General features: G+C 71.1%; 27 protein-coding genes and 1 riboswitch. Of the genes, 6 read left to right on the forward strand and 21 right to left on the reverse strand.

Annotation, left to right across the window (positions count from 1 at the left end; all coding sequences use genetic code 11):
- Positions 1–11 precede the first annotated feature (11 nt).
- Complete coding sequence (locus GPA03_RS03340; RefSeq protein ID WP_156250558.1) at positions 12–971, forward strand: helix-turn-helix transcriptional regulator; 960 nt, start codon at positions 12–14, stop codon at positions 969–971.
- On the opposite strand, the gene GPA03_RS03345 is transcribed toward GPA03_RS03340, so the two are convergent.
- Positions 958–1899: an aldo/keto reductase gene (locus tag GPA03_RS03345; protein WP_156250559.1), complete on the reverse strand. Its 942-nt coding sequence runs from the start codon at positions 1897–1899 to the stop codon at positions 958–960. The two genes, GPA03_RS03340 and GPA03_RS03345, sit on opposite strands and share 14 nt — an antisense overlap.
- 172 nt (positions 1900–2071) lie before the next feature.
- On the opposite strand from GPA03_RS03345, the gene GPA03_RS03350 reads away from it, so the two are divergent.
- The gene (locus GPA03_RS03350; protein WP_156250560.1) at positions 2072–2419 is read left to right on the forward strand and encodes an RNA polymerase-binding protein RbpA; all 348 of its coding nucleotides are present in this window, start codon (positions 2072–2074) and stop codon (positions 2417–2419) included.
- On the opposite strand, the gene GPA03_RS03355 is transcribed toward GPA03_RS03350, so the two are convergent.
- From GPA03_RS03355 to GPA03_RS03395, 9 genes are all read right to left on the reverse strand, one after another.
- Complete coding sequence (locus GPA03_RS03355; protein ID WP_156250561.1) at positions 2395–3162, reverse strand: polyprenol monophosphomannose synthase; 768 nt, start codon at positions 3160–3162, stop codon at positions 2395–2397. The two genes, GPA03_RS03350 and GPA03_RS03355, sit on opposite strands and share 25 nt — an antisense overlap.
- Positions 3159–4715, reverse strand: a complete 1557-nt coding sequence (gene lnt, locus GPA03_RS03360) for an apolipoprotein N-acyltransferase (RefSeq protein ID WP_241681067.1) — start codon at positions 4713–4715, stop codon at positions 3159–3161. Before lnt ends, GPA03_RS03355 begins: the two co-directional genes overlap by 4 nt.
- A 371-nt stretch (positions 4716–5086) precedes the next feature.
- Positions 5087–7852, reverse strand: a complete 2766-nt coding sequence (locus GPA03_RS03365) for a DEAD/DEAH box helicase (protein ID WP_156250562.1) — start codon at positions 7850–7852, stop codon at positions 5087–5089.
- A 5-nt stretch (positions 7853–7857) separates the two neighbouring features.
- The gene (locus GPA03_RS03370) at positions 7858–8784 is read right to left on the reverse strand and encodes a diacylglycerol/lipid kinase family protein (protein ID WP_156250563.1); all 927 of its coding nucleotides are present in this window, start codon (positions 8782–8784) and stop codon (positions 7858–7860) included.
- A gap of 7 nt (positions 8785–8791) precedes the next feature.
- Positions 8792–9649, reverse strand: a complete 858-nt coding sequence (gene tatC, locus GPA03_RS03375) for a twin-arginine translocase subunit TatC (protein ID WP_156250564.1) — start codon at positions 9647–9649, stop codon at positions 8792–8794.
- A 51-nt stretch (positions 9650–9700) separates the two neighbouring features.
- Positions 9701–9997 (reverse strand): Sec-independent protein translocase subunit TatA, encoded by a 297-nt coding sequence (gene tatA, locus GPA03_RS03380; protein WP_156250565.1) that lies wholly within the window; start codon positions 9995–9997, stop codon positions 9701–9703.
- 62 nt (positions 9998–10059) lie between these two features.
- On the reverse strand, positions 10060–10401 hold the full coding sequence (locus GPA03_RS03385) for a hypothetical protein (protein ID WP_156250566.1): 342 nt from the start codon (positions 10399–10401) through the stop codon (positions 10060–10062).
- Positions 10402–10427: 26 nt separating this feature from the next.
- Positions 10428–11399 (reverse strand): helix-turn-helix transcriptional regulator, encoded by a 972-nt coding sequence (locus GPA03_RS03390; protein WP_156250567.1) that lies wholly within the window; start codon positions 11397–11399, stop codon positions 10428–10430.
- Entirely contained in the window at positions 11396–12358 is a 963-nt protein-coding gene (locus GPA03_RS03395) for a helix-turn-helix transcriptional regulator (protein WP_156250568.1), read from the reverse strand. The genes GPA03_RS03390 and GPA03_RS03395 overlap by 4 nt, the downstream gene beginning before the upstream one ends.
- 234 nt (positions 12359–12592) lie before the next feature.
- On the opposite strand from GPA03_RS03395, the gene GPA03_RS03400 reads away from it, so the two are divergent.
- Complete coding sequence (locus GPA03_RS03400; protein ID WP_156250569.1) at positions 12593–13660, forward strand: DUF3866 family protein; 1068 nt, start codon at positions 12593–12595, stop codon at positions 13658–13660.
- Positions 13661–13670: 10 nt separating this feature from the next.
- Positions 13671–14006: a GroES family chaperonin gene (locus GPA03_RS03405; RefSeq protein WP_241681068.1), complete on the forward strand. Its 336-nt coding sequence runs from the start codon at positions 13671–13673 to the stop codon at positions 14004–14006.
- Here GPA03_RS03405 and GPA03_RS03410 read toward each other — a convergent pair.
- From GPA03_RS03410 to GPA03_RS03430, 5 genes are read right to left on the reverse strand one after another with little or no spacing between them, the layout of a single operon-like run.
- Positions 14003–14452, reverse strand: a complete 450-nt coding sequence (locus GPA03_RS03410) for a PH domain-containing protein (RefSeq protein WP_156250570.1) — start codon at positions 14450–14452, stop codon at positions 14003–14005. The genes GPA03_RS03405 and GPA03_RS03410 overlap by 4 nt on opposite strands.
- Before the next feature lie 5 nt (positions 14453–14457).
- Positions 14458–15300, reverse strand: coding sequence for an ATP phosphoribosyltransferase (hisG, locus tag GPA03_RS03415; RefSeq protein ID WP_156250571.1), 843 nt, complete (start codon positions 15298–15300; stop codon positions 14458–14460).
- 17 nt (positions 15301–15317) lie between these two features.
- Entirely contained in the window at positions 15318–15581 is a 264-nt protein-coding gene (locus GPA03_RS03420; protein WP_156250572.1) for a phosphoribosyl-ATP diphosphatase, read from the reverse strand.
- A gap of 39 nt (positions 15582–15620) precedes the next feature.
- A complete protein-coding gene (locus tag GPA03_RS03425) occupies positions 15621–16625 on the reverse strand; it encodes an ABC transporter substrate-binding protein (RefSeq protein ID WP_156250573.1) in 1005 nt (334 codons plus the stop codon).
- Positions 16616–17377, reverse strand: coding sequence for an ABC transporter permease (locus GPA03_RS03430; protein WP_156250574.1), 762 nt, complete (start codon positions 17375–17377; stop codon positions 16616–16618). Before GPA03_RS03430 ends, GPA03_RS03425 begins: the two co-directional genes overlap by 10 nt.
- Positions 17378–17471: 94 nt before the next feature.
- A riboswitch (FMN riboswitch) is annotated at positions 17472–17613 on the reverse strand.
- A gap of 155 nt (positions 17614–17768) precedes the next feature.
- Between GPA03_RS03430 and GPA03_RS03435 the strand changes: the two genes are divergently transcribed.
- Both GPA03_RS03435 and GPA03_RS22770 read left to right on the forward strand, forming a co-directional pair.
- Positions 17769–18890: a hypothetical protein gene (locus tag GPA03_RS03435; RefSeq protein ID WP_156250575.1), complete on the forward strand. Its 1122-nt coding sequence runs from the start codon at positions 17769–17771 to the stop codon at positions 18888–18890.
- A gap of 80 nt (positions 18891–18970) precedes the next feature.
- Complete coding sequence (locus GPA03_RS22770; protein ID WP_241681069.1) at positions 18971–20647, forward strand: hypothetical protein; 1677 nt, start codon at positions 18971–18973, stop codon at positions 20645–20647.
- 105 nt (positions 20648–20752) lie between these two features.
- On the opposite strand, the gene GPA03_RS03445 is transcribed toward GPA03_RS22770, so the two are convergent.
- From GPA03_RS03445 to GPA03_RS03470, 6 genes are read right to left on the reverse strand one after another with little or no spacing between them, the layout of a single operon-like run.
- Positions 20753–21622, reverse strand: coding sequence for an oxygenase MpaB family protein (locus tag GPA03_RS03445; protein WP_156250577.1), 870 nt, complete (start codon positions 21620–21622; stop codon positions 20753–20755).
- Position 21623: 1 nt separating this feature from the next.
- On the reverse strand, positions 21624–22298 hold the full coding sequence (rpe, locus tag GPA03_RS03450) for a ribulose-phosphate 3-epimerase (RefSeq protein WP_206673439.1): 675 nt from the start codon (positions 22296–22298) through the stop codon (positions 21624–21626).
- 14 nt (positions 22299–22312) lie between these two features.
- Positions 22313–23815, reverse strand: coding sequence for an RsmB/NOP family class I SAM-dependent RNA methyltransferase (locus GPA03_RS03455; RefSeq protein WP_156250578.1), 1503 nt, complete (start codon positions 23813–23815; stop codon positions 22313–22315).
- Positions 23808–24758: a methionyl-tRNA formyltransferase gene (fmt, locus tag GPA03_RS03460; RefSeq protein ID WP_156250579.1), complete on the reverse strand. Its 951-nt coding sequence runs from the start codon at positions 24756–24758 to the stop codon at positions 23808–23810. Before fmt ends, GPA03_RS03455 begins: the two co-directional genes overlap by 8 nt.
- 10 nt (positions 24759–24768) lie before the next feature.
- Positions 24769–25413 carry an HAD family hydrolase gene (locus tag GPA03_RS03465; RefSeq protein WP_241681070.1) on the reverse strand — a complete coding sequence of 215 codons (645 nt, stop codon included), beginning with the start codon at positions 25411–25413 and terminating at the stop codon, positions 24769–24771.
- Positions 25414–25440: 27 nt separating this feature from the next.
- Entirely contained in the window at positions 25441–26463 is a 1023-nt protein-coding gene (locus GPA03_RS03470) for a LacI family DNA-binding transcriptional regulator (RefSeq protein ID WP_156250581.1), read from the reverse strand.
- Between the last annotated feature and the right edge of the window lie 190 nt (positions 26464–26653).

Consider the following 26653-nt stretch of genomic DNA (forward strand, 5'->3'; position numbering starts at 1 on the left):
ACCCTGCGCCCATGGGTCTCGACGGCGACAGCCCGACCGCTCGTGCACTGCTCGCGCTCGCCCTCATCCAGGACAGCCCTGGCATCACGGCGGCCGAGCTCGGCGCGGAGCTCGGCGTCTCCGACCGCGCCGCTCGGCGCTACGCGGCGATCCTCCGGGAGGCCGACATCCCCGTGGAGTCAACGGCCGGCCGCTACGGCGGGTACCAGATCGGTCGTGGGTTCCGGCCACCGCCGCTCTCGCTCACCCTCTCCGAGGCACTGGGACTGACCCTGTCCGCCGTCGAGAGCCGGCACGGACGTGACGACGCCGCAGGCCGCGCTCTCGCCAAGCTCACCCGGGTGCTCCCGGCCTCGCTCGCGGGCGCCATCGAGGAGATCCGCTCCTCGATCCCGACTCCCCCGCCGGGGCCCGAGGTCGACGGCGGGATCGTCGCCCAGCTCGTGGATGCCGCCGCCAAGCAGCAGGTCGCGCAGATCCGCTATCGCGGCGAGCACGTGTTCGGCACCGCTATCGAGCCCTGGGGCGTCGTGCCCCGCCGCGGCTACTGGTACCTGCTGTGCTGGTCCCGGGACCGCGAGGCGCGCCGGCTCTACCGGGTCGACCGGATCGAGTCGGTCCGCGTCGCGGCCGAGACCTTCGAGCGGCCCGACGTCGACCTGCTCGACGTGGTCGAGGAGCACCTCTCCGAGGGGTGGGAGCACGCCGTCGAGGTGGTGATCCAGGCACCGACCGAGCAGGTGAGGTGGTGGATCCCCCGGCAGCTCGGCAGCCTTGAGGAGCAACCCGACGGCAGCACCCGGCTACGCGGCAGCACCAGCACTCCGGACTGGTACGCCGTCAAGCTCGCCGAGATCGCAGCGCCGTTCCGCGTGATCGCCCCAGCGGTACTGGCCGAGGAGGTACGCCGGCTCGGGCAGCGACTCATCGAGGCGGCGCAGCCCGGCGCCGAGACGCTCAACGACCGGTGATCTCGTCCAGCTCGGCGAGATCGGCGGGCGTGGGCTCCCACCCCAGAGCAGCCGCGTTGGACCGCACCTGCTCGGGCTTCGACGCACCGCTGATCACAGAGCCGACCACGTCTTGTGCCGCCAGGTAGGCGATAGCGACCGTGGCCACGGGTACCTCGCGAGCCTGCGCGAACGCCTCGATCGCCTCGATCTGGTCGAAGTCGGCCGCCGCCAGCCGCTCGGGCCGCCTGGTGAGGCGGGTGCCCTCGGGCGCGGCCTCTCCGCGGCGGTACTTTCCGGTCAGCAACCCTGAGGCCAGCGGGAAGTACGGCAGCAGGCCCGCACCCACGTGCTGAGCCGCCGGGATCACCTCGGCCTCGACGGCGCGGTCGAGCAGCGAGTAGGGGTTCTGGACCGAGATCATCGGGCTCCCGCCCGCGGTCCGCGCGATCCAGTCCGCGTCGACGATCTGCCACCCGGTGAAGTTCGAGGACCCCAGGTAGCGGACCTTGCCCTCGAGGACCAGCTCGTGGAGCGCGGCGAGGGTCTCCTCCAGCGGCGTCTGGGGGTCGTACCGGTGCATCTGATAGAGGTCGATGTGGTCGGTCCCCAACCGCCTCAGCGATGCCTCGACGGCGGTGCGGACATAGCGACGCGAGCCGCGCACCCCCCAGTCGGGACCATTGACACCGCCCATGTCCATGCCGAACTTGGTGGCGACCACCACCTCGTCACGTCGCGAACCCAACGCCTTCCCCAGCAGCTCCTCGCTCTGGCCGGGGTTCCCGCCGTAGACGTCCGCTGTGTCGAACAGCGTGATCCCCGAGTCCAGCGCAGCCCCCACGACTGCTGGGACGTCGTCGGGAACAATCGTGGCTCCGAAGGCGTTGCACCCCAGCCCGACGGCGGAGACGGTGAGTCCGGATCGGCCCAGCTGGCGATAGCTCATGTGCACCAGAGCACCCTATCCGTGAGCGCGCCGCGCACAGATCTGCGCACGTGCGCCCGCAACGCTTCACAGCACCTTCACCAGCCGGGCGGAACATCACTGGATGATGTTCCGTTGAACAAATTGTACGCCCGCAGCACACCCACGGCTGCGCGTACGCGAAGGAGGAGACATGGCCGAACGTTCCCTGCGAGGGATGAAGATCGGTGCGAACAGCCTGGAGTCGGAGGCGAACGTCGAGTTCGCGCCCCGCATCGAGGCTGTCTACGACTGCCCGGATGGTCGCGTCATCGTGATCCCGTTCGCTGCCGATGCCGATGTGCCCGCGGTCTGGGAGGCTCCCGGTGGCGGTGAGGCGTTGCTCCGCGACGCCACGCGCCCCGAGCCCAAGGCCACCAAGAAGCAGCGCACCCACTGGGACATGCTGCTCGAGCGTCGCACGGTGGGCGAGCTCGAAGAGCTGCTCGACGAGCGCCTCGCGCTGCTCCGCAGCGGTCAGGCCCGGCGCCGCAGCGCCTGAGCCAGCTTCTCGATCCGGAGCTTGATCCGGCGTCGACGGTCGTCAAGACCCCATTCGGTGAGCCGGGTGATCGCCTCCAGCGCGATCGCCCGGCTCATCTTTGATCTCCCCTGAGTCCGCTCCACGAACGTGATCGGCACCTCGATCACCCGGCCGCGGGCGCGCTGCACACGCCAGGTCATGTCGATCTGGAAGCAGTACCCCTGGGACTCCACCTCGCCCAGCGGCAGCCGGCGCAACGTACGCGCCGGGTAGACCCGGAAGCCTGCGGTGGCGTCCCGGACCGTGAGCCGCAACGCCAGGCGCGCGTACCCGGTGCCGACCTTGCTGATCAGCTGCCGGGTCCACGGCCAGTTCACGACCGAGCCGCCGGGCACCCAGCGTGAACCGATCACCAGGTCCGGTGCGGGCTCCGAACGTGCCGCCGTGAGCAGTGCCGGCAGGTCCTCGGGCCGGTGGGATCCATCGGCGTCCATCTCCACCACGGTGTCGTAGCCGCGCTCCATGGCCCACCGGAAACCGTCCAGGTACGCCCGCCCAAGACCTTCCTTGCCCGCGCGGTGCAGCACGTGCACCTGCGAGTCCGACGCGGTGGCCCGGTCCGCCCACTCCCCCGTGCCGTCGGGCGAGCTGTCGTCGACCACGAGCACATCGACCTCGGGGACGGTCTGGCGCAGGTGCGCCAGCGTCGTCGGCAGCGCCTCCCGCTCGTTGTAGGTGGGCATGATCACGAGCGTCGTCATCGGCGTCGCTTCCTGCGCGGCGCCGTCGCGATGCCGGTGAGCAGGCCCAGCATCGTGATCAGCGTGAACAGCACGATCGGGGCGTCACCGAGGCGGTCGCTGATCGTGACCTCGGTGCGCAGCGGCAGCGTGGCCACGAGCTGGTCGGGCGTGAACAGCTCGGTGGTCTGCAGCAGCACCCCGTTCGGTGCGATGACGCCGCTGACGCCCACGGTGGAGATCTGCACCGTGGCGCGGCCGTGCTCGACCGCACGGAACCGCGACATCGCCAGCTGCTGGTCCGACTCGGCCGTGAACCCGAACGAGGCGTTGTTGGTCGGCACGAACAGGATCTCGGCCCCGCCGAGGACCGACTCGCGGATCAGGGCGTCGTAGGCGACCTCGAAGCAGATGATCGTCCCGACCGGAACCTCCCTGCCGAGCGACTCGATCGGTACGGGTACGACCGCGATCTCGGTGCCGCGGGCCATGTCCACCCCGACGAGATCGACGGCGGAGGAGAAGATCCGTGCGATGTCTCGCATGGGGATGTACTCGGCGAAGGCCGCTGGGATCTGCTTGGCGTAGGAGAAGACCGGCCCCTCGTCGGGCAGCCAGAGCAGCATCTCGTTGTACCGGTACGGGATCTCGCCGCCCTCGTCGTAGCGGTCGGTGCCGAACAGCAGCGGCGCGTCGATGGCGTCGACCGCACGTTCGACCACCTCGCGAGCGTCGTCGTTGACCCGGGGGTTGTAGTCGGAGGAGTTCTCAGGCCAGACCACGAGGTCGACGCCGCCTGGACCGACCTCGGCCGCGAGCAGCTCGGTCCCGGCCGCGTGGTTGTTGAGCACCTCGAACGCATTCGCGAAGGCCCCGAGCCCCGGTTCGGCGACGTTGCCCTGCACCGCGCCGACGCGGAGCGTTCCGGCCGACGCGTTCGTTCCCAGCGGCACCAGCAGGCTGCCGACCAGGACCGCAGCGACCGCTGCGGGGGCTCCGATCAGACGCACGGTGTCAGCCTTGCGCAGGCGCGGGACGATGCTCGCGAGCAGGAAACCGAGCGCCACCACGACAGCAGAGACCAAGGGCGCGCCACCCAGCGATGCCAACCGCAGCAGCGGCGAGTCGGTCTGCGAGAACGCCAGTCGCCCCCAGGGAAACCCGCCGAACGGCCACACCTGCCGGACCTGTTCCCCGACCGCCCAGACGATCCCGAGCACCACGGCCTGGCCGAGGATCATGCGGCTCACGAGGGTGCCGCGCCGGATCCACACCCAGACGGCGCACGTCGCCGCCACCAGTCCGGCCTCCGCGACCGACAGCGCCACCCAGGGGATCACTCCGACGGCGTAGTTCGCCCACCAGATGTGCGGGAGGAAGAAGGACAGACCCCAGATGAACCCGACGGCCGCTCCCCACCGGGCCGAGTCGCGTCGAAGGGCGAGGACGAGCAGCGCGATGCCGACCATCGCCATCGGCCACCAGCTTCGCTGCGGGAAAGCGGTGTCGGTGAGGAGGCCGCCTGCTGCTGCCATCGCCGCGGTCGAGAGCCGTCGCGGCTGGAGTGGAGGCACCGGCCCAGGATACGTGGCCACGGCGGCAGGTCCGCCCGCCGGCTTGGCACCGACCGGCCCGTACGAACTTCGGTCCGCTGCCCCGTGGTCGGGGCCCCGTTTTCTAGTGAACGTACGGGCCTGGTCGGTGACTGCGCGGGTTTCCCCTGCAGCAGTACAGAGAGCGAACATACCGACGATCGCCTGTCCCGCCAAGCACACGTCCCTGCAGGTCAGAGGCGTTCGCGCAGGTCAGCGCCGTGGCACGAGTTGAGGGATTTCTGCGGGCCCCGGCGTGTCGGTCGGTGTGTCCGGGCAGGTGCTTCGCTGAGCGTCCGCGGGGTGGCCCGCTCAAGTCCCGTATGCCGAACGCGCGTGGTCGGTGCGCCGGCTCAGACCGAGCCCAGGGCGACGATCCCGCGCCGGACCGCCCGCACCGCTCGATGCGCGGTCTCGCGGAGGTCCTCCGACGGGGCCGCGTCCGTGAGCTGATCGAGCAGATCGATGACCTGCTTGGCCCAGCGCACGAAGTCACCCGCCGCGAGGTCGGCATCGATCACCTCGTCGAGATGACCACCGCGGGCCCACTTCTCGATCGCTGCGACGAGGCCTAGATCGAGCGACTGGCGCGGCTTGAGACCCGCTTCCGCCTCGACGACGGCGAGGTCACGAGCGAGCGACTCGGTCGCGTCGACCGCCTCGGCGAGCACCCGACTCTTGAGGCGCGGCCGCGGCGTGAGCTCGTCGGACCGGGACTCGTAGAGCACGGCTGCCACGACGGCGGCCAGCCCGGCCGGGTCCAGGTCGTCCCACAGGCCTTGCTGGAGCGCCTCCACCACCAGCAGGTCCTGCTCGGAGTACACCCGTCGCAGCCACTCGCCGTGCTCGGTCACCCGGGCGTCGGCGTCCGCACCGCTGAGGTAGCCCAGCTCGGCCAGGACCCCGCAGACCTTGTCGAACTCCCGCGCGATCGAGGACGTGCGGCCCTCGATCCGCTTCAGGAGCGCCTCGTGCTCGTCACGCAGCTTGAAGTAGCGGTGCGCCCATCGGGCGTGCTCCTCGCGATCGGCGCAGCCGTGGCACGGGTGGGAGCGCAGCGCGGCCTTGAGCTCGGTCAGGCGGTCCTCCCCCGCTGCCGGTGCCCTGCGCTCGCGCGCCGGCTTGCCGTCGGCGAGAGCACCGAGCGCGTTCCTCATGCGTGACACGAGGTCACGCCGGTCCTTCGGGTGCCGGCCGCTGAACTGCTTGGGGATCTTCACGCGCGTGACCGAGCGGGTCCCGTACGGGATCTCGGAGCCGACCAGGCGACGCACCTGTCCCTCCCCCGTGAGCACGGTGACGGAGCCGCCGTCCAGACCCTCCGCCGTCGGGGGCTCGAGGACGACGGCGAAGCCGGACCTGCGCCCGCTCGGGAGCTGGACGACGTCCCCGCGACGCAACGAGGCGAGCGTCTGGGCCACCGAGTCGCGCTGGGCGCGTGAGCGCACGCGTGAGAGCTCGGACTCGACCTCGGAGATCGAGCGACGCAGCTCCATGTACTCGCCGAAGTCGCCGAGGTGGCACTGCATCGCCTCGGCGTACCCGGTCAGCGCCTCGCTGTGGTTGCGCGCCTGTCGCGCCAGCCCGACGACGGCTCGGTCGGCCTGGAACTGTGCGAACGAGGTCTCGAGCACCTCGCGGGCTCGCTCCCAGCCGGCGGTGGCGATGAGGTTGACCGACATGTTGTACGTCGGCCGGAACGAGGAACGCAGCGGGTAGGTGCGTCGGGACGCGAGCCCGGCCAGGGCGACCGGATCCAGGCCAGAGGCGTAGAGCACGACGGCGTGGCCCTCGATGTCGATGCCGCGTCGCCCGGCGCGCCCGGTGAGCTGGGTGTACTCACCGGCAGTGATCGCCGCGTGGGTGCTGCCGTCCCACTTGACGAGCTTCTCCAGGACGACCGAGCGCGCGGGCATGTTGATGCCCAGCGCCAGCGTCTCGGTCGCGAACACGACCTTGACCAGGCCCTGGGTGAACAGCGCCTCGACGGTCTCTTTGAAGACCGGGAGCAAGCCCGCGTGGTGCGCGGCGACACCGGAGAGCAGGGCGTGCTCCCAGGAGTCGAACCCGAGCACGTCGAGGTCCTCGGGCGGCAGTGCGGCGGTGCGGTCGGCGATGATGTCGGCGATCGCCCGGCGTTCCTCGGGCGTGGTCAGTCGGACACCGGAGTGCACCACCTGGGCGACCGCGGCATCGCAGCCTGCCCGGGAGAAGATGAACACGATCGCGGGGAGCAGCCCTGCGCGGTCGAGCCGGTCCACGACGACGCCGCGCGGCGGTGGCCGGAAGAGCGGACCGCGCTGCTGGTAGCGGCCCCTGCTCCGGCTCCGGTTCTCCCGCGCCCCACGGCGCCGGTCGCCCGACCGCTCGACCGAGCGGATCGCCTCCACGAGGTGGTGCGAGATCGGCGGCGACACCCCCGGCCGGGTGGGATCGACGTCGGCGGAGTAGAGGTCGTGCAGGTCGGAACCGACCATGACGTGCTGCCACAGCGGGACCGGGCGGTGCTCCGAGACCACCACCTCGCACTCGCCACGGACCTCGGAGAGCCAGTCGCCGAACTCCTCGGCGTTCGAGACCGTCGCGGACAGCGAGATCACCTGGACGTCGAGCTGCAGGTGCAGGATCACCTCTTCCCAGACAGGGCCGCGGAACCGGTCGGCGAGGTAGTGCACCTCGTCCATGACCACGAAGCCGAGGCCCTCGAGCGCCGGGGAGCCGGCGTACAGCATGTTGCGGAGCACCTCGGTGGTCATCACGACCACCGGGGCGTCACCGTTGATCGACGTGTCGCCCGTGAGCAGTCCCACCGACGCCTGTCCATGGCGGCGGACGAGGTCCTGGTACTTCTGGTTGCTCAGCGCCTTGATCGGGGTGGTGTAGAACGCCTTGCGGCCCTGGGCGAGCGCGAGATGGACGGCGAACTCCCCCACCACGGTCTTGCCTGCCCCGGTGGGAGCGGCGACGAGCACGCCGCGACCGGCTTCCACGGCACGGCACGCCTCGATCTGGAACTCGTCCAGCTCGAAGTCAAAGGTGCTGGCGAAGACTGCGAGCTCGGTGCGTTCCTGCTGCTGCCGACGCATCGCCGCCGCGTACCGCTCGGCAGGTGACGACATGCTCCTCAGCGTACGTGCGGAGCGAGCAGCTGAACTGCACCCGGCTCCACGGCGATCCGCATCGGTACCGGTCCGATCCGTTCGCCGTCGCCATAGGCCTCCGGCGGGTCGGGGTGCGGTGCGAGCGGTTCGAGGACGACCTCCCGGGCGCGCACGATCTCCACGGCCTCGTGCCGCACGTGCGAGCCCTCGTACAGCCGCGGGAACAGCCGCATCGCCTCCCACGGGCTGAGCGCGCCGGCGAGCACCACGTCGGCCAGACCGTCGTCGATCTTGGCTCCAGGAGCGATCTTCATGCCGCCGCCGAAGTAGGTCCCGTTGGCGACGGCCACCAGCGTGCCGGGCATCTCCCGGCGCTCGCCGTCGATCGTGATCGTGTACCCGTACGGGCGGAACTTGCGCAGCTCGGTGAGGGCGGCGCGGATGTACTTGCCGCCGCCCGGTGGGAACCTCAGGGTGTTGGCCCGGGCGTTGACCGCGGCGTCCAGGCCGACCGAGACCACGCAGGCGGTGTAGCGGGTGCCGAACGCACCGGTCGCGCGGAGCACGTCGATCGGCCGCGGCCCGGTCTCGAGCGCGCGCTCGAGCGCGTGCAGCGCGTCGAGACCGTTGTGCGCGGGCAGCCCGACGTTGCGGGCGAAGTCGTTGCCGCTGCCGATCGCCACCAACCCCAGCGGCACGCCGGTACCGGCGACAGCGTTGATGCCGAGGTGCACCATGCCGTCGCCGCCGACGACGACCAGGGCGTCCGGGCGCCCACCCTCGGCCGCGCACGCGGCATGGGCGAGTTGCTGAGCGACGGCGGCGGTGTCTCCCGAGAGGTCGACCACCTCGTGCCCGGCTGCGGTCAGCTCACGGATCACTCCCGCGCCGGGACCACTGCCCCGGTTGCCGTTCGCGGCAGGGTTGACCACGACACCCAGCGTTGCCATCGGCCCCTCAGGCCTTCGCCACGGACGTACCGCTGGATTCAGCCTCGCGGGCCGCAAGCTCAGCGTCCTCCTGTGCGCGCCGCTTGGCGACCCGCTTGTCGTGGATGTGGCAGATGAGAACAGCGATGAAGTACAGCCCGACCATCGGCATCGCCATGAAGATCATCGCGCTGGGCTCCGGGTTGGGTGTGGCAAAGGCGCAGAACGTGAAGATGCCGACGATCGCCCACCGCCAGCCCTTGAGCCAGAGTCCGGCCTTGACCACGTTCATGAAGTTCAGCGCAACCATGACCAACGGCATCAGGAAGGCAAGGCCGAAGGCGATGACGAACTGCATGACGAACTTGAGGTAGATGGACGCCGTCAGGATGTTCGTCGTGCCGGTTGGCGTGAAGCTACCGACAAGCACCTCGAGCGCTTTCGGCAAGACGCTCCATGCAAGCAACGCTCCCGCGAGGAACAGCGGTACGGCAGCCCCGAGGAACCCGAAGGTGTACTGCTTCTCCTTGCGCGTGAGCCCCGGTGTGATGAACGCGAACACCTGATAGATCCACCACGGCGAGCTGACCAGCAATCCGACGAACAACGCGATGCGCAGCTGCATGTCGAAAGCACCACCGATGCTGTCGAAGTTCAGCGTGACGATCTCAGGGCGTGCTTCCTTGAGCACCGCTATCGGGCCCTGGAGCACGTCGAACACCCCGGGCACGTGGATCGGTCCCAGGATGCGCTCGGCGGGAAGCGCAACCGGCCCGATCGTGACCGGGTTGTAGATCAACCAGCCGAGGATCGCGCCGACCAGTATCCCTGCCGTCGCGGCGATGACCCTGCGTCGGAGCTCCCTGAGGTGCTCCGCCAGCGCCATTCGCGCTTCGGGGTTGTCCTTCCGCGACCCTGTCTCACGGGCCACGGGTACTTACCGCCCGGGGGTCGGCGGAACGTCGTGCGGCGTGCTACCCCCAGGCCGGGTGACCCCGTGCTGGGCGTCCGTCGTGGTGGTGTTGACGGTGGTCTCGGTGCCGCTGCTGATCTCCGGGTTCGGGTTCACCGCATCCTTGACGGTGTCCGTGTCGTCACGGAGGTCCTTGACCTCCTCCTTGAAGATCTTCATCGATCGACCGACGTTACGGGTGATGTCGGGAAGCCGACTGGCGCCGAACACCAGCAGGATCACGACGAGAAGCACGATCGCGTGCCAGGCCTGCAGCTTCATGATGTCTCCGCTTCGAGTGATGCTTCCTCACAGTCTAGGCGACTGAGAGCTGGACGTCGGTCTCAGGACCGCTCGGGCACCCGCAGAACGTTGTCCCAGCGCCGATAGGTCAGCCCGCGACGTACGGCGCGCCGGGCGGCCCTGGTGTCCCGGTTGGCCTGCCGTACCGCACGCCAGTGCGCACGCTGCTCCTCCGTGGCGAGCAGCGAGGGCGTCAAGGTGGGCTCCGGTCCGCGCGCCGCCTCGAGCTCCTCGATCCGGGCCTGCAGCTGGTCCATGACCTCGCCGGTCTGCGAGAGCTGCGCGAGCAGGGCCTTGCCCTGCCGCCACAACCGCAGTCCGAGCAGCAGCGCGCCGGCGAGGGTGCCGAGCACCAGCACCGCCCACACCACGAACCAGATCATCCGCTGAGCCTAGATCAGTCAACGGCCTAGGCCAGACCCATGACCGCGTAATCGTCCACGGCCGCGCGGGCGCGGGCCGCGAGCAGCTCCGCGACGTCGGGCGGCTCCACCGAGCGGACCTCGTCGCCCAGGGCCATCACGATGTTCGAGAGCCAGGCGATGTCCACGACGCCGACGGTGAGCTGCAGCCAGCCGTTCTCGAGCTCGCTGATCTGGGCGTCGGGCAGCTGTTCGGCGAACCAGCGGGCGCGGCTGGCGAGCTGGAGGCGGACCTGCTCGGCCCGCGCGGTGTCGGGCTCGGTGCGTCCGGTGAGCTCGACGTCGGGGTGGGCGTCGGCCGGCATGTCGAGCACCTGGACGTCGAGGATGCGGTCCACCCGGAAGTGCCGCACACCGCGCGCGCGGTGGCACCAGCCGACCAGGAACCAGCGCTGCCCGTCGGTCAGCAGCTGCAACGGGTCGACGTCGCGCTCGGTGGTCTGGTCGGAGGCCGACACGTACCGCAGGCGGAGCCGCTGCCCGGCGGCGAGCGCCTCTTTGATCCGGGCAGGGCGATCATCGGACTCCCGGCGCCGACCCTCGACCTCGACGGCGTCGGCTGCAGCGGCGGCCTCCCCCGCAGCGGTGCGGAGCACGGCGATCGTCTCCTCGACCAGGCTGCGCTCGTCGTTCGCCTCGAGGGTGCCCAGCAGCGACTGCAGCGCGACGAGCAGGGCGACCGCCTCACCGGGCGACAGCCGCAGCGGCCGGTCCATCTCGCGCGAGTCGAGGAGCGTGAGCATGCCGTGGTCCAGGTCGGCGCTGGAGAAGTCGATGAGGTCACCGTGCATGTAGCCGGGCGTGCCGGAGACCCAGAGGGTCTGGACGTCGGCGATGACCTGCTTCTCGGAGATCCTGAAGTGCTCGGACACCTCCTCCACCGGCACGGCAGGGTTGTCGCGCAGGTACGCGACCATCGCGAGCATCCGGGTCAGGCGGTCGGGTGCGGGCTCGATCACTGCGCACCCCCCAGTGCCGCCACGGCGCGCAAGCGCCGCAGCACGGCCTCGCGCAGCTCGGGCGGGTCCAGCACGACGACGGCGGCCCCGTAGCCGGCCACCTCGTCGGCGAGGTTCTCGACATCGCTCACGTCGAGGGTGACGACGTCCCGCACGCCCGAGGGCGTGTCCATCGACGAGTCCACCGAGCCGCGCGCCCGTAGCGCCGCGGCACTCTCCGGTCGGATCGCGAGCCTGACCGGTGTACGGAACACGCGTTCCGGCGTCGGCGGCCTGCTCTCCGGGATCGTGATCGAGCCCGGCTCACCGACCCGATGAACCTTGCCGATGATGCGGGAGGTGCGGAACGATCGCTGCGCGTCGCGGTCCCGGTCGTGGCCCACGAGGTACCAGCCGCGGTCGCGCGCGTGCACCCGCCACGGCTCGACCGTGCGCACGGTGGTCTCGCCGCTGTAGGCGGCACGGTAGGTGAACCGGACCGGGGCACGCTCGGTGATCGCCTGCAGCAGGTCGGTCATCGCCGGGTCGGGAGCCCGCATCCGCAGCGCCACCCCCGGCGCGGCGGTGCTGGTGCCGCCCGCGACCGCGCGGAGCTTCGTGAGACCACGCTGTGCCGAGGCGGCGAACGCTGAGTCCTGCCACACCTCCGCAGCGACGGACAGCACACCCATCTGGGCGGGCGTGAGGTCGATCGGGGGCAGCGTGTAGGCGGCGGTGTCGATCCGGTAGCCGATGTCGTCCTCGTGCACGGCGTCGGTGAGGGTGACGATCGGGATCCCCAGTTCGCGAAGGTGCTCCTTGTCGCGCTCGAACATCCGCTCGAACGCCTCGTGGGAGGCGCTGTCGCGGTACCCGTTCACCTTGGTGCGGATGTCGTCCTTCGTCATCCGGTGCCGCGTGTGCGACAGCGCGATCACGAGATCGAGCATCCGCTCGGAGGCATCCACGCGCTCTCTCATGCGAGCAACGCTAGCGCGGGCATCTCTCCTGCTCAGCCACCGCTCGGAGCGCGTCCCCGTCCCGCACGACCGCGGGGCCGACCATTGGGCACCGTGCGCTCGTCCCTCGCCGAGTTCGTGCCGGATCGTCGAGCTCGTGCGGTGTGCCCACCGAACCCGCCGATCTGCAGCGAACTGGGCGGCGTGGGGCGGTCCGCGCGCGCAGCCGCGGGGCCCTGCCGGTAGGTTCGGCGGGTGATCATCTGGCGGGAGGGCGTCGTCGCAGGGCTCGGTACGGCGTGGCCGGGCGCCCAGGAGCTGACCGTCACGATCGAGGGCGATCAGGTCCGCGCGCTGGCGTACGTCGAGCTCGTGGGCGAGCCGCAGGTCGGCGACCGGGTGCTCGTCACCACCGCGGCCCTGCAACGCGGGCTCGGCACGGGCGGCTACGGGTTCGTCGCAGCCCTGCCCGACCGGCTGCCCGCCGATCCCCCCACCGCCCCCGGGCACCTCGTCAAGGCGCGTTACACCCCGCTGCAGACCCTGGTCCTTGGGGCCGACGAGCAGGAGTCGGAGCATCACGAGCTGCTGCGTGAGGCCGACGACCTCGCCGGGCTCCCCGTGGTCGTCGCCGACCTGCACTCCTCGCTCCCCGCGGTCGTCGCCGGCGTGCGGACCGTTCGCCCCGATGCTCGGGTCGCGTACGTCATGACCGACGGCGGAGCGTTGCCGCTGTGGTTCTCCCGTACCGTTGCTGGGTTGCGCGACGCCGACTGGCTGGCCGCGTCCGTGACCGTCGGGCAGGCGTTCGGCGGCGATGTCGAGGCGGTCTCGCTCCATTCGGGTCTGCTGGCTGCGCGGCACGTGCTCGAGGCGGACGTGGTCGTGGTGGCCCAGGGCCCGGGGAACCTCGGGACCGGGACGAGGTGGGGCTTCTCCGGGGTGGCCGCAGGTGACGCGATCAACGCGGTCGCCACGCTCGGTGGCCGCCCGATCGCGAGCCTGCGGGTGTCGGCGGCCGATCCACGCGAGCGGCACCACGGCATCTCCCATCACAGCCTGACCGCGTACGGCCGGGTCGCGCTCGCCCCGGCAGACGTCGTCGTGCCCGAGCTGGGCGGCGAGATCGGCGCGCTGGTCGACCGGCAGGCCCGGGCCCTGGGCGAGCGGCACGCCTTGGTGCGGGTCGCCGTCCACGGGCTCCAGGCCGCGCTGCAGGATGTCCCCGTGACGCTCTCGACGATGGGACGCGGGCTCGCCGAGGACCCCACGCCGTTCCTGGCGGCGGCAGCCGCGGGCGTGCACGCCGCCTCCGTCGCGTAGGTTGAGGACCGTGCCTGGACCGACCACCCCCGCCGGCAAGCTGCCGATCATGATGCTGCACGACCGCGTGCTCGTTCAGCTGTCCCCCGACGACGCCGAGCGCAAGTCCTCCGCCGGCCTCGTCATCCCCGCGACGGCGCAGATGGCGCACCGCCTGCACTGGGCGGCAGTGCTCGGCGTCGGGCCGCACGTGCGCACCGTCAAGGTCGGTGACCAGGTGCTGTTCGGCGAGGAGCAGCAGCAGGAGGTCGAGATCCAGGGCGAGACCTACGTGATCGTCCGCGAGAAGGATCTGCACGCCGTCGCGGCCGCGCGCGTCGAGGTCTCGACCGGGCTGTACCTCTAGGAGCTCGGCGAGGGTTCTTCGCCCTCGTGCTCCGCGACCCGGTTCCGGAGCCAGGCGGCGTCGCGCCGGGCGCGGCTGCCGTCGGACGCCTGGATCGCCAGCACGGCGTACGTGGTGCCGTCGTCGAGATCGAGCAGCACCCACGGGTCGCTCCGACCGAACCGGACCGCCACGATCTCCTCCCAGCTCAACTGGCGGCTGCGGATCGGGTTCCGCACCGCGAGGCCCGAGGCAGAGGCGACCGCACGGGGTCGGCCCACCAGGGAGGCGGTCACCGTGGCGATCAACGCGATCAGGATGATCGTGAACCGATCGGCGCTGTGGTCGCCCTCCAACCCGGCGAGAGTCACCAGCAGGATCACGGCGCCGGCCACGAAGGCCAGTGCGAGAAAGACGCACACGGCCACGGTGAAGCGAGGCCGGAAGACCCGCTCCGCCGTCGCCATGGTCGCTAGATCCTGCAGGCGTCGATCGAGGTCACGAGAATGGCGCGCGCGCCCACCTCGTAGAGCTGGTCCATGACCTGGTTGGTCGCACGGCGTTCCACCATCGAGCGCACGGCGACCCAGCCGGACGTACGCAACGGCGACACGGTCGGCGACTCCAGGCCCGGCGTGATCGCCACGGCTCGCTCGACCGCCGACTCGGGGATGTCGTAGTCCATGAGCACGTAGCGGCGAGCCACCTGCACGCCGTTCAGCCGCCGGTCGAGCACCGTCAGGCCCGGGTGCGGCTCGCCCGCGGGGCGGATCAGCACCGCCTCGGACTGCAGGATCGGCTCGCCGAACACGTCGAGCCCCGCCGCGCGCAGCGTGGAGCCGGTCTCGACCACGTCCGCCACCAGGTCGGCCACCCCGAGCCGCACCGTGGACTCGATCGCGCCGTCCAGGCGAACGACCTCGGCCTCCACCCCGAGGCTGCGCAGGTGGTTCCGCACGAGCACGGGGTAGGAGGTGGCGACGCGCTTGCCCGCGACCTGCTCGATCGAGGTGATCTCGCCCGCCGGGCCGGCGTACCGGAAGGTCGAGGACGCGAACCCGAGCGCCCGATGTTCCACGGCGTCGACGTCGGAGTCCAGCAGCAGGTCACGGCCGGTGATACCGCCGTTCACGGTGCCGGAACCCACGTACACCGCGATGTCGCGCGGGCGCAGGAAGAAGAACTCGACCGCGTTCGCCTCGTCCACCAGGACGAGCTCACGGCCGTCACGGCGCTGCCGGTAGCCGGCCTCGCGCAGCATCTGGCTGGCTGGCTCGGCGAGCGAGCCCTTGTTCGGGACGGCGATGCGCAGCATCGGTGGCTCCTCGGGTCTCACAGGTGCTTGTAGACGTCGTTGAGATCAAGGCCACGCGCGATCATGAGGACCTGCAGGTGGTACAGCAGCTGGGAGATCTCCAGCGCTGTCGCCTCGTCGCCCTCGTGCTCCGCGGCCATCCAGACCTCGGCGGCCTCCTCCACGATCTTCTTGCCGATCGTATGGATGCCTGCGTCGAGCTCCGCGACCGTGCCGGAACCGGCCGGCCGCTCCTCGGCCTTGCGCGCCAGCTCTGCGAACAGCTCGTCGAACGTCTTCACGGCCGGTCAGCCTACCTGCGTCACGACCATGCCTCCCGATCAGTCCACCGTTGCGAGGAAGTCGTTCGTGAACGCCGTCGTGGCATCGACCTCGCTCTCGATGAGACCCAGCTCGAGCATGGTCGTGGACATCGCCTGCCACCGCTCCGGGTCCTGCTGACCCCAGGTCTGGGTCAGGTCGCCGTACAGCGGCACCGTCGCCTCGGCGACCGAGGTCATGATGGCGCGCTGCTCGTCCGTGATCGTCCCGGGGATCTCCTCGGACGCCGCCTCGACGGCGAGGTTCGGGTCCGCGGCGATGTCCGCCACCGCGCGGCCGACCGCCTCGATCACGCCGCGGAGCCCGGCAGCCGACTGCTGCGTGACTCGGCTCGTGGTGCCGAGGCCGATGCCGACGAGCGGCACGTCACCGATGCCGACCGCGGACACCGCGAGGCCGGTGGCCCGGAACTGGGGGACGTCGTTGTTGACATAGCCCATCACGGCGTCGACGTGTCCGCCGGACAACGCCGCCTGCTGGGTGTACCCGATGTTGGAGATCGTGAGGTCGGCCTCGGTCAGGCCGGCAGCCTTCAGCATCGCGAGCAGACCGAAGTAGGTCTCGCCGTACGGGCCGGGGATCCCGACGGTCCGGCCGGCGAGGTGCTCAGGCGCGGTGATGTCGCTGCCCTCCGGCACGATGAGCACCACCGGGTAGGTCTGGTACATCGTCGCGACGCTGATCACGTCGGTGCCCTGCGCCCGCGCCTGCAGCATCTCGTCACCGCCGGCGACCACGATCTGCTCACGCCCGCCGGTCAGCGCGCCGAACAGGTCCTCGGAGTCACCGTGGTGCCGCAGCGTGACGTCCACCCCGGCCTCGGTGAAGTAGCCCTGCTGCACCGCGAGATAGAACGGTGCGAACTGCACGTTCGGCACGTACGTGAGGCCGATCGTCAGCTTCGTATCGGGTGCGCCGGGCGTCGGGTCGCTGCACCCTGCCGTCAGCAGACCTGCTCCCAGCGCTCCGGCGAGCATGAGCGCTCGGCGTCGGGTCACCACCATCGGACCATCCTTTCGAGGCCGCGCACGGCCAGATTGATGGCGACCGCGAGGGCCGCCAGTACCAAGAGCGTCGCGACCATGCCGGCGGTGTCGGCGCGGTCACGGAAGACCGAGAGGAGCACGCCGAGCCCGGCGCCCCCGATGACGAACTCGCCGACGACGGCGCCCGTGACCGAGAGCACGAAGCCGTTGCGGATCCCCGTCAGCACGGCAGGCAGCGCCATCGGGCCCTCGATGTGAAGGAGCAGGCGGCCACGGTTCGCGCCGTCCACCCGCGCGGCGTCGATGACGTCACGATCGAGGGTCGAGATCCCGAGCACGGTGTTGAGCAGGATCGGGAAGAACACCAGCAGGGCGCACAGGATGGCCTTCGGCAGCGCGCCGTAGCCGAACCAGAGGGCCAGCAGCGGTGCGAACGCCACGGCGGGGATCGCCTGGGAGGCCGCGAGATACGGCCCGAGGGCCGCCGCCGCTGTGCGCGAGTGCGCCAGCAGATAGCCCAGCGGCAGCGCCACCACGAGACCGAGCAGGGATCCCAGCGCGCTGACCCCGAAGGTCTCGGCCGCCGCCGCCAGGATGTCGCCGTCGGCGATCTCGGCGGTGAGCCGCACGGCGAGCTCGGCCGGCGACGGAACGAACGCCGGCCCGAGCGCAGCCGAGGCCAGGGCCCAGACGCCGACGAGGACGACGCCCAGCAGGACCGGGGACGCGACTCGGCCGCGCGCCGCGATCTGGCCGGCAGGTATCGCCATCGCGATCGTCCTCTCCCCTGGCGAAATCCGGGGTGAGAGGGGTGCACCGGGCACCCACCTGACGGCGGCGCGACCCGGTCGGGCCGCTCCCGCCGCGTGCTTCCTCCCATCCGGACTTTGACCGTCGGTCCTGGAGTTCCACCAGGTCAACCGCCACCGCCCGTCCGGGTGGACGAGCGCTGCCGGGTCGCGGACTATCACCGCCGGTTCGGAATTGCACCGACCCCGGAGCACGTCAAGCTCATCGAGAACTTTAGTACGTCGTCCCGGCGACAAGCACACGCTGTGGGGTGTCTCACGGGATGGTGCAAACGGCGCCGACCGGCTACTGTCGGGAAAGTCACGTGAGTGTGATGCAGCACACGCCAACGCTTGTCGGGGGACGGCCACCATGGACGACGCGCACGCAGCGCGCAGCGAGGGCACCTGGGTGCGCCTCCTGCTGCGGCGTGGGCTGCTGGTCGCAGGTGCGCTCGGCGCGGCCCTGGCGCTCTCGACAGCGATGGCCTCGGAGGCCGAGGCGGGGCCGCTGGACGGCCTCCTGGACCCGCTCTCCGACACGCTCGACGAGGTGCTCTCCCCCGTCACCGACGACGTGATCGCCCCGGTTCTGGACGGCGCCGTCGCACCCGTGGTGGATGACGTCGTTGCTCCCGTGGTGGACGAGATCGTCGCTCCCGTCGTGGACGAGGTGGCCGCACCGGTGGTCGAGGAGATCGCCGAGCCTGTCGCGCCGGTGGTCGAGGACGTCGTCGCCCCCGTGGTGGGAGGGGTGCTCGAGCCGTTGTCGCCGGTGGTCGATGACGTCGTGAAGCCTGTGGTCGAGACGGTGACTGCTCCTGTCGCCGACGTCGTGGCTCCGGTCACGGCCGCGGTGGCGCCGGTGCTGGGTGTGACGGAGCCGGTCGTCGAGGCCGTGCAGCCGATCGTGGCTCCGGTTGGTGAGCTGCTGGTTCCCGTGACCGATCTGCTCGACCCCCTCGACCCCGTGACCGACAGTGGCGAGCAGGTCCCGTCCGAACCCGCGCCAGGTGGCGGAGCCGGCGAGACGATCGTTCCGGGTGGTGCGACCCCCACTCCGGGGACCGTGATCACGCCGAGCACCTCAGCACCGAGCGGCCTCGAACAAGGCCCGGAGAGCGCGGCCGCGATGCCTGATTCGCGACCCGGGGTTCCCGCTGGCGCCGTCATCCTCAGCGACGAGTGGGGCCCGAGCAGTGGCCATGCCGGGGCGAACGGCGTAGCTGTGCCCTCGACGACCTCCGCTGAGCCGGTGTCGGCGCCGCCGCACAGCCCCGAGCAGGTCCCGGCACCGAGCCCCTTGAACCAGACGTCAGCGCCTGCGCCGACCCCGGCGCCAGGGTCGTCCGCGCGCACGGTCCACGGCCACGAGGTCGCGGTCGTGGACCCCTTTCACCCGAGCCTTCCGAACAGCTACTGGACGGCCGCCGATCGCGACGCGCGTGCGGCGCACCCGACGACGTTCCACGAGGTCCCTGTCTCACCTGGATGAGCGGAGCACGCCGCGCCGTGTGCGCGGCACGTGCCCTGGCGCGGATGCGCCAACCCACTCAGACAGGAAAGAGATCACTCATGCATGCATTCGTTCGGCGCGCGCTGCAAACAGCGCTCGTCGCAGGCGGCCTCTTGGTCGTCGGGGCCGGTGCGGCCCACGCTGCCGAGGATGACACCCTCGGCCTCCTCGGGCTCGATGTCGAGCTCGATCTCCCGCTCAGCGAGGTCACCGAGGCATTGCCCGACGTCGCTGTCGACGTCCCGGTCGACGTCAGCGTGATAGTGGACGACGTGGCACTCGGGCTTCTTGGGGACGCGACGGTGGAGCCTGCTGCGCAGCCGACGGCACCCGCAGCCGCGCCGGCGGCTGAATCCGACGCCGCTGAGCCGGCCACGACCAGCTCGATCGACGTCGACGCCCCGGTCACCGTTCCGATCACGGTCTCCGACGTCGCCGTCGGCGTGCTCGGCGATGCCGCAGTGCAGTCATCCGAGCCGGAGCCCGCCACCACGACCGCGGCTGACTCACCGGGTGCCACCTCAACGGCAGACGGGATCGCCGCGGATGTGCCGGTGACCGTTCCGGTGACGGTCTCGGACATCGCTGTCGGGGTGCTCGGCGACCCCTGGGTGGCCTCGTCCACCTCGACGCCGACCACCGATCCGGCCGAGCCTGCTCCGGCGGGCTCGAGCACCACGGACGGGATCGACGCGGACGCGCCGATCACGATCCCGGTGACGGTCTCGTGCATCTCCGCCGGCGTCCTGGGTGACGCCAGCGCCGCGTGCACGAGCCCCAGTGGGTCCGCGCCTGCTCCGGCAGGTTCCAGCAGCACGGACGGCATCGACGCCGATGCGCCGATCACCGTTCCGGTGACCCTCTCGAACATCGCGGCTGGTGTGCTCGGCGACGCGGCAGTGGAGTCCTCCGAGCCCGCTCCGGCGCCCGGCGGACCCGCACCTGCGCCGACGGGTTCGAGCACCACCGACGGCGTGGACGCGGACGTCCCGGTGACGATTCCGGTCACTGTCTCGTGCATCACCGCGGGCGTGCTCGGTGATGCTGCCGCGACGTGCTCGACCACCGGTGCGGCTGCGCCTGCTCCGGCAGGTTCGAGCAGCACGGACGGGGTCGACGCCGACCTGCCGGTGACGGTGCCCGTGACCATCACCTGCATCACGGCAGGGATCCTCGGCGATGCCGGTGCCACCTGCCCGGCCCCGGCATCTCCCCCGAGCCAGGAGTCCTCACCCGAGGAGGTCGACGGTATCGGGCTGGAGATCCCGGTCACGGTCCCGGTCGACCTGTCCTGCCTCTCGCTGGGAATCCTCGGTGACGCATCCGCCGCGTGCGGCACGGCGGGCGAGCGCGGTGACCCGGGCGACCCCGGTGACCCGGGCGACCCCGGTGACCCGGGCGACCCCGGTGACCCGGGCGACCCCGGTGACCCGGGCGACCCGGGCGACCCGGGCGACCCCGGTGACCCGGGTGACCCGGGCGACCCCGGAAACCCAGGAACTCCTGGCACCCCCGGGACCCCGGGTGGACCGGGTGGACCGGGTGGACCCGGTCGGAGCGCGCCGGGCAACGTCCCGTCGCTCGACATCGCGACGCTGAACGTCCCGGCCGACTCCTCGGAGGACTCGATGCCTCTTCCGGAGACGGGTCAGGGCCTCACCGGCCTGCTGCTCGCCGGCCTGATGACGCTCATCGGCCTCGCGCTGATCCGGGTGCGTTCGCTGACTCGGGGCTGACGCTCGCCGGGAGCGGCGCCGTGCACGTAGGGGGCAGGGCGCCGCTCCCGCCTGCCGAAACCGTCACGGGGATCACGTGCCCTGGGCACCCGCTCCCGCGCTCGCTCACTCCGTCACGTGCCGTGCGCCCGCCTGGGGGATCGTCGCCCACCGGATGGTCGACACGACCGCACCGCCGAGCGCCCTCCCCGCAGTTCGCTCGAAGCCGAGGCGCGGTGCGCTCAGCCCGAGCTCGCTCCGCATCCACGGCGGCAGCAGCGCGATCGCGGCGCTCGTCAACGCACGGTAGGCGGGCCGTACCGGTGCCGGGAGGTCGGGGCGGTTCATGAGCACCTCGACCGCTTCGTGAGCGGCGGTGGTACCGCGCAGCTCGGCGCGGTAACCCGCCAGCACCTGCCGGAGCTGCGTCTCGCTGGTCGGTGGGTCGAGCACGCCGAGCCTGCGGGCGACCACCGCGGTCTGCGCCAGGTACTCGTCACGGTCCGCAGCACTCAGCGGTCGTCGGCCGTAGACGCGGTGTGCCAGCAGGAAGCTCTCGACCTCGGCCACGTGTACCCAGGCGAGCAGGTGCGGGTCCGAGACCCGGTACGGCACGCCGTCGTCGGTGACCCCGCTCAAGCGCTCGTGGATCGTGCGCACGGCGGTGACCGCCTGCTCGGCGTGCCTCGCGGCACCGAACGTGGTGACCGCGAGGAAGGTGCTCGTGCGGGCCAGCCGGCCCCAGATGTCGCTGCGAAAGCCGGAGTGCTCCGAGACGGCGGCCATCGCCACCGGGTGCATGCTCTGCACGAGCAACGCCCGGATCCCACCCACGTACATCGAGTGGTCGCCGTGAACCCGGGTGATGGGCGACCCGTCGGGGAACCAGCGCGGCCCTGGTGTCAGATGGATGCGGTCGCGCTGCCTGGGACCGTCGGCGCCCGCCACCCGCTCGAAGATCGCATCGCCGAGCCGCTGCCTCAGAGGGGCGAGCATCTCACTCAGCCCAGGACGCCGTCGCCAGGTCCCGCAGCGCGACGATCTCGGCGGCGGGGTCCTCGGCCCGGTAGACGGCGGACCCGGCCACGAAGACGTTGGCGCCGGCGCGCGCGGCTCGCCCCACGGTCGCGCGGGACACCCCGCCGTCGACCTGGATCCAGATATCAGCACCGAGCGCGTCGATCGCGGCTCGGGTGCGCTCGATCTTGGGAAGCACGCCGTCGATGAACGACTGCCCACCGAAGCCCGGTTCCACGGTCATCACCAGCACCATGTCGAGCTCGGGAAGCAGATCGAGGAACGGCTCCACAGCGGTGGCCGGACGCAGCGCGACCGCCGCTCGGGCACCCTTGGCCCGCAGCTCGCGCGCGAGCTTGACCGGTGCTCGAGACGCCTCGGCGTGGAAGGTCACCGACGCCGCGCCCGCCTCGGCGTAGGCAGGCGCCCAGGTATCGGGATCCTCGATCATCAGGTGCACGTCAGCACGCATCGAGGTGTGCTCCAGAAGGCTCTCGACCACCGGCAGCCCGAACGTCAGGTTCGGCACGAAGTGGTTGTCCATGATGTCGAGATGCACGAGGTCGGCAGAAGCGATCCGCTCGACCTCGGAGGCCAGTCGGGACAGGTCGGAGTCGAGGACACTCGGCGAGATCAGGATGGGCGGCGTGGGCACGTCTGGAGCCTACGTCAGGCTGTCCGGCGCAGGAGAGCGAGAAACATGGCGTCGGTGCCGTGCCGGTGCGGCCACAGCTGCACGAACGGCCCCTGCTGGTCCGGGACAGCCACCAGCGCGATCTCGTTCATGACCTCGGTGGCGTCGAGCAGCTCGACCGGCGCCTTCTTCACGACGTCCTCGACCACGAGGCGCGTCTCAGCCAGGTGCGGCGAGCACGTGACGTACCCCACCACGCCCCCGGGGCGCGTTGCGGCGATCGCCGACCGCAACAGGTCCCGCTGCAGCGGACCGAGCGTGACGAGGTCGGAGGGCTGGCGCCGCCAGCGAGCCTCCGGTCGGCGACGGAGCGCACCGAGTCCGGTGCAGGGCGCGTCCACGAGAACCCGGTCGAACGTGTCCGGCTCGAGCTCGCCCAGCTCGCGGCCGTCGCCGACACGCACCTCGACGGAGACGGCCTTGCTCGCAGCGGCGACAGCCTGCTCGACCAACCGTGCGCGATGGGGCGAGACCTCGTTGGCGACCAGGACGCCGCCCGGCGCCCGGTCACCCAGCAGAGCGGCCAGCAGGGCGGCCTTGCCGCCCGGACCGGCGCACAGATCCAGCCAACGCTGGTCGGTGCCCTCGAGCGGAGCGCCGGCGAGAGCGAGCGCGACGAGCTGGCTGCCCTCGTCCTGCACGCCGACACGAGCGCTGCGAACCGAGGCGAGGGAGCCCGGATCGCCGCCGGCCAGCACGCGTGCCGTCGGGGCGTACGGGGCGGGCGTGGCGTCGTCGGGCACGTCGCCCTCCTCCGCCAGTCCCGGGCGGACGGCGATCGTGACGGCGGGAGGTGTGTTGTCGGCCTCCAGCAGCTCAGCCAGGTCCCCCACGCCGAGCTCGGTCATGGCGAGCGACTGACGGAACGCTCGCACCACCCACGCGGGATGCGACCCGGCGATCGCCAGGCGCTCGGTGGCGTCCGCCGTCGTCGTCTCGAGCTCGCCGAGCCAGCCTGCCAGGTCGCGCTCACCGACGCGGCGGAGCACAGCGTTGACGAGCTGGCTCGGGCCGGTGCCGCAGACCGACCGTGCCAGTCCCACGGTCTCGGACACCGCTGCGTGGTCCGGCACACGCATCCCGAGGAGCTGATGAGCACCGAGGCGCAGCACATCCAGCAACGGGGCATCCAGACCCTCGGGGTCCCGGTTGCCCGCAAGGGCGATGATCGCGTCGTAGCGGCCCTGCAGGCGCAGGGTTCCGTAGGTCAGCTCGGTGGCGAAGGCCGCGTCGCGGCCACGGATGCCACGCTCGCTGAGCATCGGCGGGAGCACGAGGTTGGCGTAGGAGTCGGACTCGGAGACCGCGCGAAGCGTGTCGAAGGCCGCCCGGCGCGCGGGGTCTGCTCCGCGTGCCCGCTCGCTCGGTCGGCTCTGGGAGCGCAGCCGGTCGTCGCGGCGAGGACCACGGTCGTCACGGCGGCGACCCCGCTCGTCGCGGCGGGGCCCGCGGGACCCGCCCTGGCGGTGCTCAGGCATCGGTGGCCTCCTGGCCGGTGTCGAAGGTCCAGCTCGGATCGGGTCGAGCGCCCCTGGCCCAGGCGCCCGCGTCCATCCAGGGCTTGCCGGGCGGTGCGATCTCGCCGAGCCGCACCGGCGCGGACCCGGTGCCGACGAGAACGCCGCTCGGGTCGACCCGCACCGTACCCGGGGGGATGAAGATCCGCAGCATCGTCGGCGTGACCGGGCCGATCTTGAAGCGGATGCCCGCACGCGTGGTCCAGGCACCGGGCGCCGGCGTGAGGCCCCGGATCCTGCGGTCGACCACGTGCGCGGGTAGCGTCCAGTCGATCTCGGCATCGGCCGAGACCAGCTGGGGCGCGAGCGAGATACCGTCGCTCGGCTGGGGCCGTGGCTGCGCACTGCCGTCGGCGATGGCGTCGATCGTTCCGACGAGCAGCGGTGCGGCGGCGCTCGCGAGCCGCTCCAGGAGCGTCCCGGCGGTGTCGGTGGGCCGGATGCTCTCGGTCATCGTGCCGAGCACCGGGCCGGTGTCCAGACCGGCCTCGATCGCGAACGTCGAGGCACCTGTGATCTGGTCGCCGGCCATCAGGGCGTGCTGCACGGGAGCGGCGCCACGCCAGGCGGGAAGCAGTGAGAAGTGCAGGTTGATCCATCCACGCCCGGGCAGCGACAGCGCCGGCTCGCGAAGCAGTGCGCCGTAGGCCACGACCGCTGCGACCTCGAAGCGGAGCTCGCGCAGCTCGGCCATCGTCTGATCCTGGTGCGGACGGTTCGATGTGATGACCGGCAGACCGGCCTCCTCCGCGCGCTGCTGCACGGGACTGGGCGTCAGCACCCGCTTGCGGCCCACAGGGGCGGGCGGTCGCGTGAGCACCCCGACCACCTCGTGGTCGGAGGCCAGCAGCGCCTCGAGGGCGGGGACGGCGACAGCGGGGGTACCCGCGAACAGCACACGCACGTCGAGCAGTCTAGGAACCTGCAGCGATCTCGACTCCGTGAGCACGCAGAGCGCTCCGCAGACCGTCCGCCCCCGCGAACAGGTGGACCTGCAGTCCGAGCGACCGCGCTGCTTCGATGTTGGCGGGTGAGTCGTCGGTGAAGAAGGTCTCCGCAGGTGTCAGGTCGTAGCGCTGGACGAGCAGCTCGAAGATCGCGGGGTCGGGCTTGGCCAGACCCTCCCGACCCGAGACCAGCACGTCCTCCAGCAACGAGATGGCAGGTGCTGCCACCGGCGCGTGATGAAACGTCTCGGCCGACCAGTTGGTCAGCCCGAGGAGTCGGAGCCCGAGATCGGCGATCTCGGAGACGATCTCGGCGCTGCCCGGCACCGGGCCGGTGAGCGAGTCAGGTATCGCGTTCCAGTACGCGTCGAGCGTCGCCACGTGGTGCGGCGCCCGCTTCGCGAGCTCGGTGCGCGCCTCGGTGTACGGCCTGCCGGCGTCCAGGGAGTGGTTGAGCGTCGCGAAGGCGGACTCCACGAGAAAGGCCTCGATCTCCTCCTCGGTGAGATCACGCGCCCAGATCCGGCGCGGGTCCCACCCGACCAGCACCTGCCCGAGGTCGAAGACGACGGTGGTGATCGTGGGACTTGTCTCGGTGCTCTGCGCTGTCACACCGCTACCCCACCACATCGGAGCCGTTCAGGCTGCAGGCGGCGCCGTGCTCTCTCGGACGACCAGCGAGGTGGCCAGGTCCACGCGTCGCAGCGGCGGCTCCTGCCCGCGCGCCAGCGCGACGAGCATCTGCGTGGCGGTTCGAGACATCGCGCGCAGCGGCTGCTCGATGGTCGTGATGCCGAGCCACTCGGTCAGCGGCACGTTGTCGTAGCCGACCACCGACAGATCCCCCGGGATGCTGAGGTTGAGCTCGCGGGCGGCGCGATAGACGCCCAGCGCCTGGATGTCCGAGCCCGCGAAGATCGCTGTCGGGCGGTCGGGCTGGCCGAGCAGGTCGAGGCCGTGCACGTAGCCGAGGTTGGCGTCGAAGTTGCCCCATCGCACCAGGTCGGGGTCGAACGGTACGTCGGCCTCCGCGTGCGCGGAGCGATAGCCGTCCACGCGCGCACGGGAGCAGAGCACGTCGTCGGGTCCAGAGATCATGCCGATCCTTCGGTGCCCGAGCTCCAGCAGGTGCTGCGTCGCCGCCAGCCCGCCGTTCCAGTTGTTCGAGCCGACCGTGGGGACATCCTTCGGCGGCTCGCCCTCGGTATCGATGACGACGAACGGGATGGAGCGCGACTCCAGCTGGTGCCGCTGCGCCGCGCTGAGGCTCGACATGACCAGCAGCACCCCGAGCGGCCGCCGGGCGAGAACGGCGTCGAGCCATTCCTGCTCGGGGTGGTGCTTGCCACCCAGCTCGGTCAGAACGACGCCGACCCCGAGCTCGGACGCCGCGCGCTCCACGCCCCGGATGATCTCCAGGCCCCACTCGTTGCCGAGCTCGTGGAAGCAGAGATCGATGAGCGGCGGTCCGGTGCGTGCAGGTCCGCGGGTGCGGCGGCGGTAGCTGTGCCGCGCGAGCACCGACTCGACCCGCTCGCGTGTGGCGGCGGAGACGTCGGCACGTCCGTTGAGCACCTTGGACACGGTGGGCACCGAGACGCCCGCCTCCTCCGCGATGACGCCGATCGTCGCCCGCACCGGAACGGCGGCTTTCTCCGCCATCGCAACTCCATCCCACATCGGCGATCGCTCGCCGTCGCAACTTTCGGAGCAGGCTAGCACCGTGCTCACGTGCCCGTCAGTGCGTCACGCTCTCGATTCCGACGCTTGACGTCGCTCGAATCGTTGGCTACCTTCGCTCACTATCGGCCCGACGGTCGATAGTTGCGATCCAGTTGGCACGCGGGCGTGT

This window comes from Pseudactinotalea terrae (genome assembly GCF_009733845.1).
Lineage (GTDB): Bacteria > Actinomycetota > Actinomycetes > Actinomycetales > Beutenbergiaceae > Pseudactinotalea > Pseudactinotalea terrae.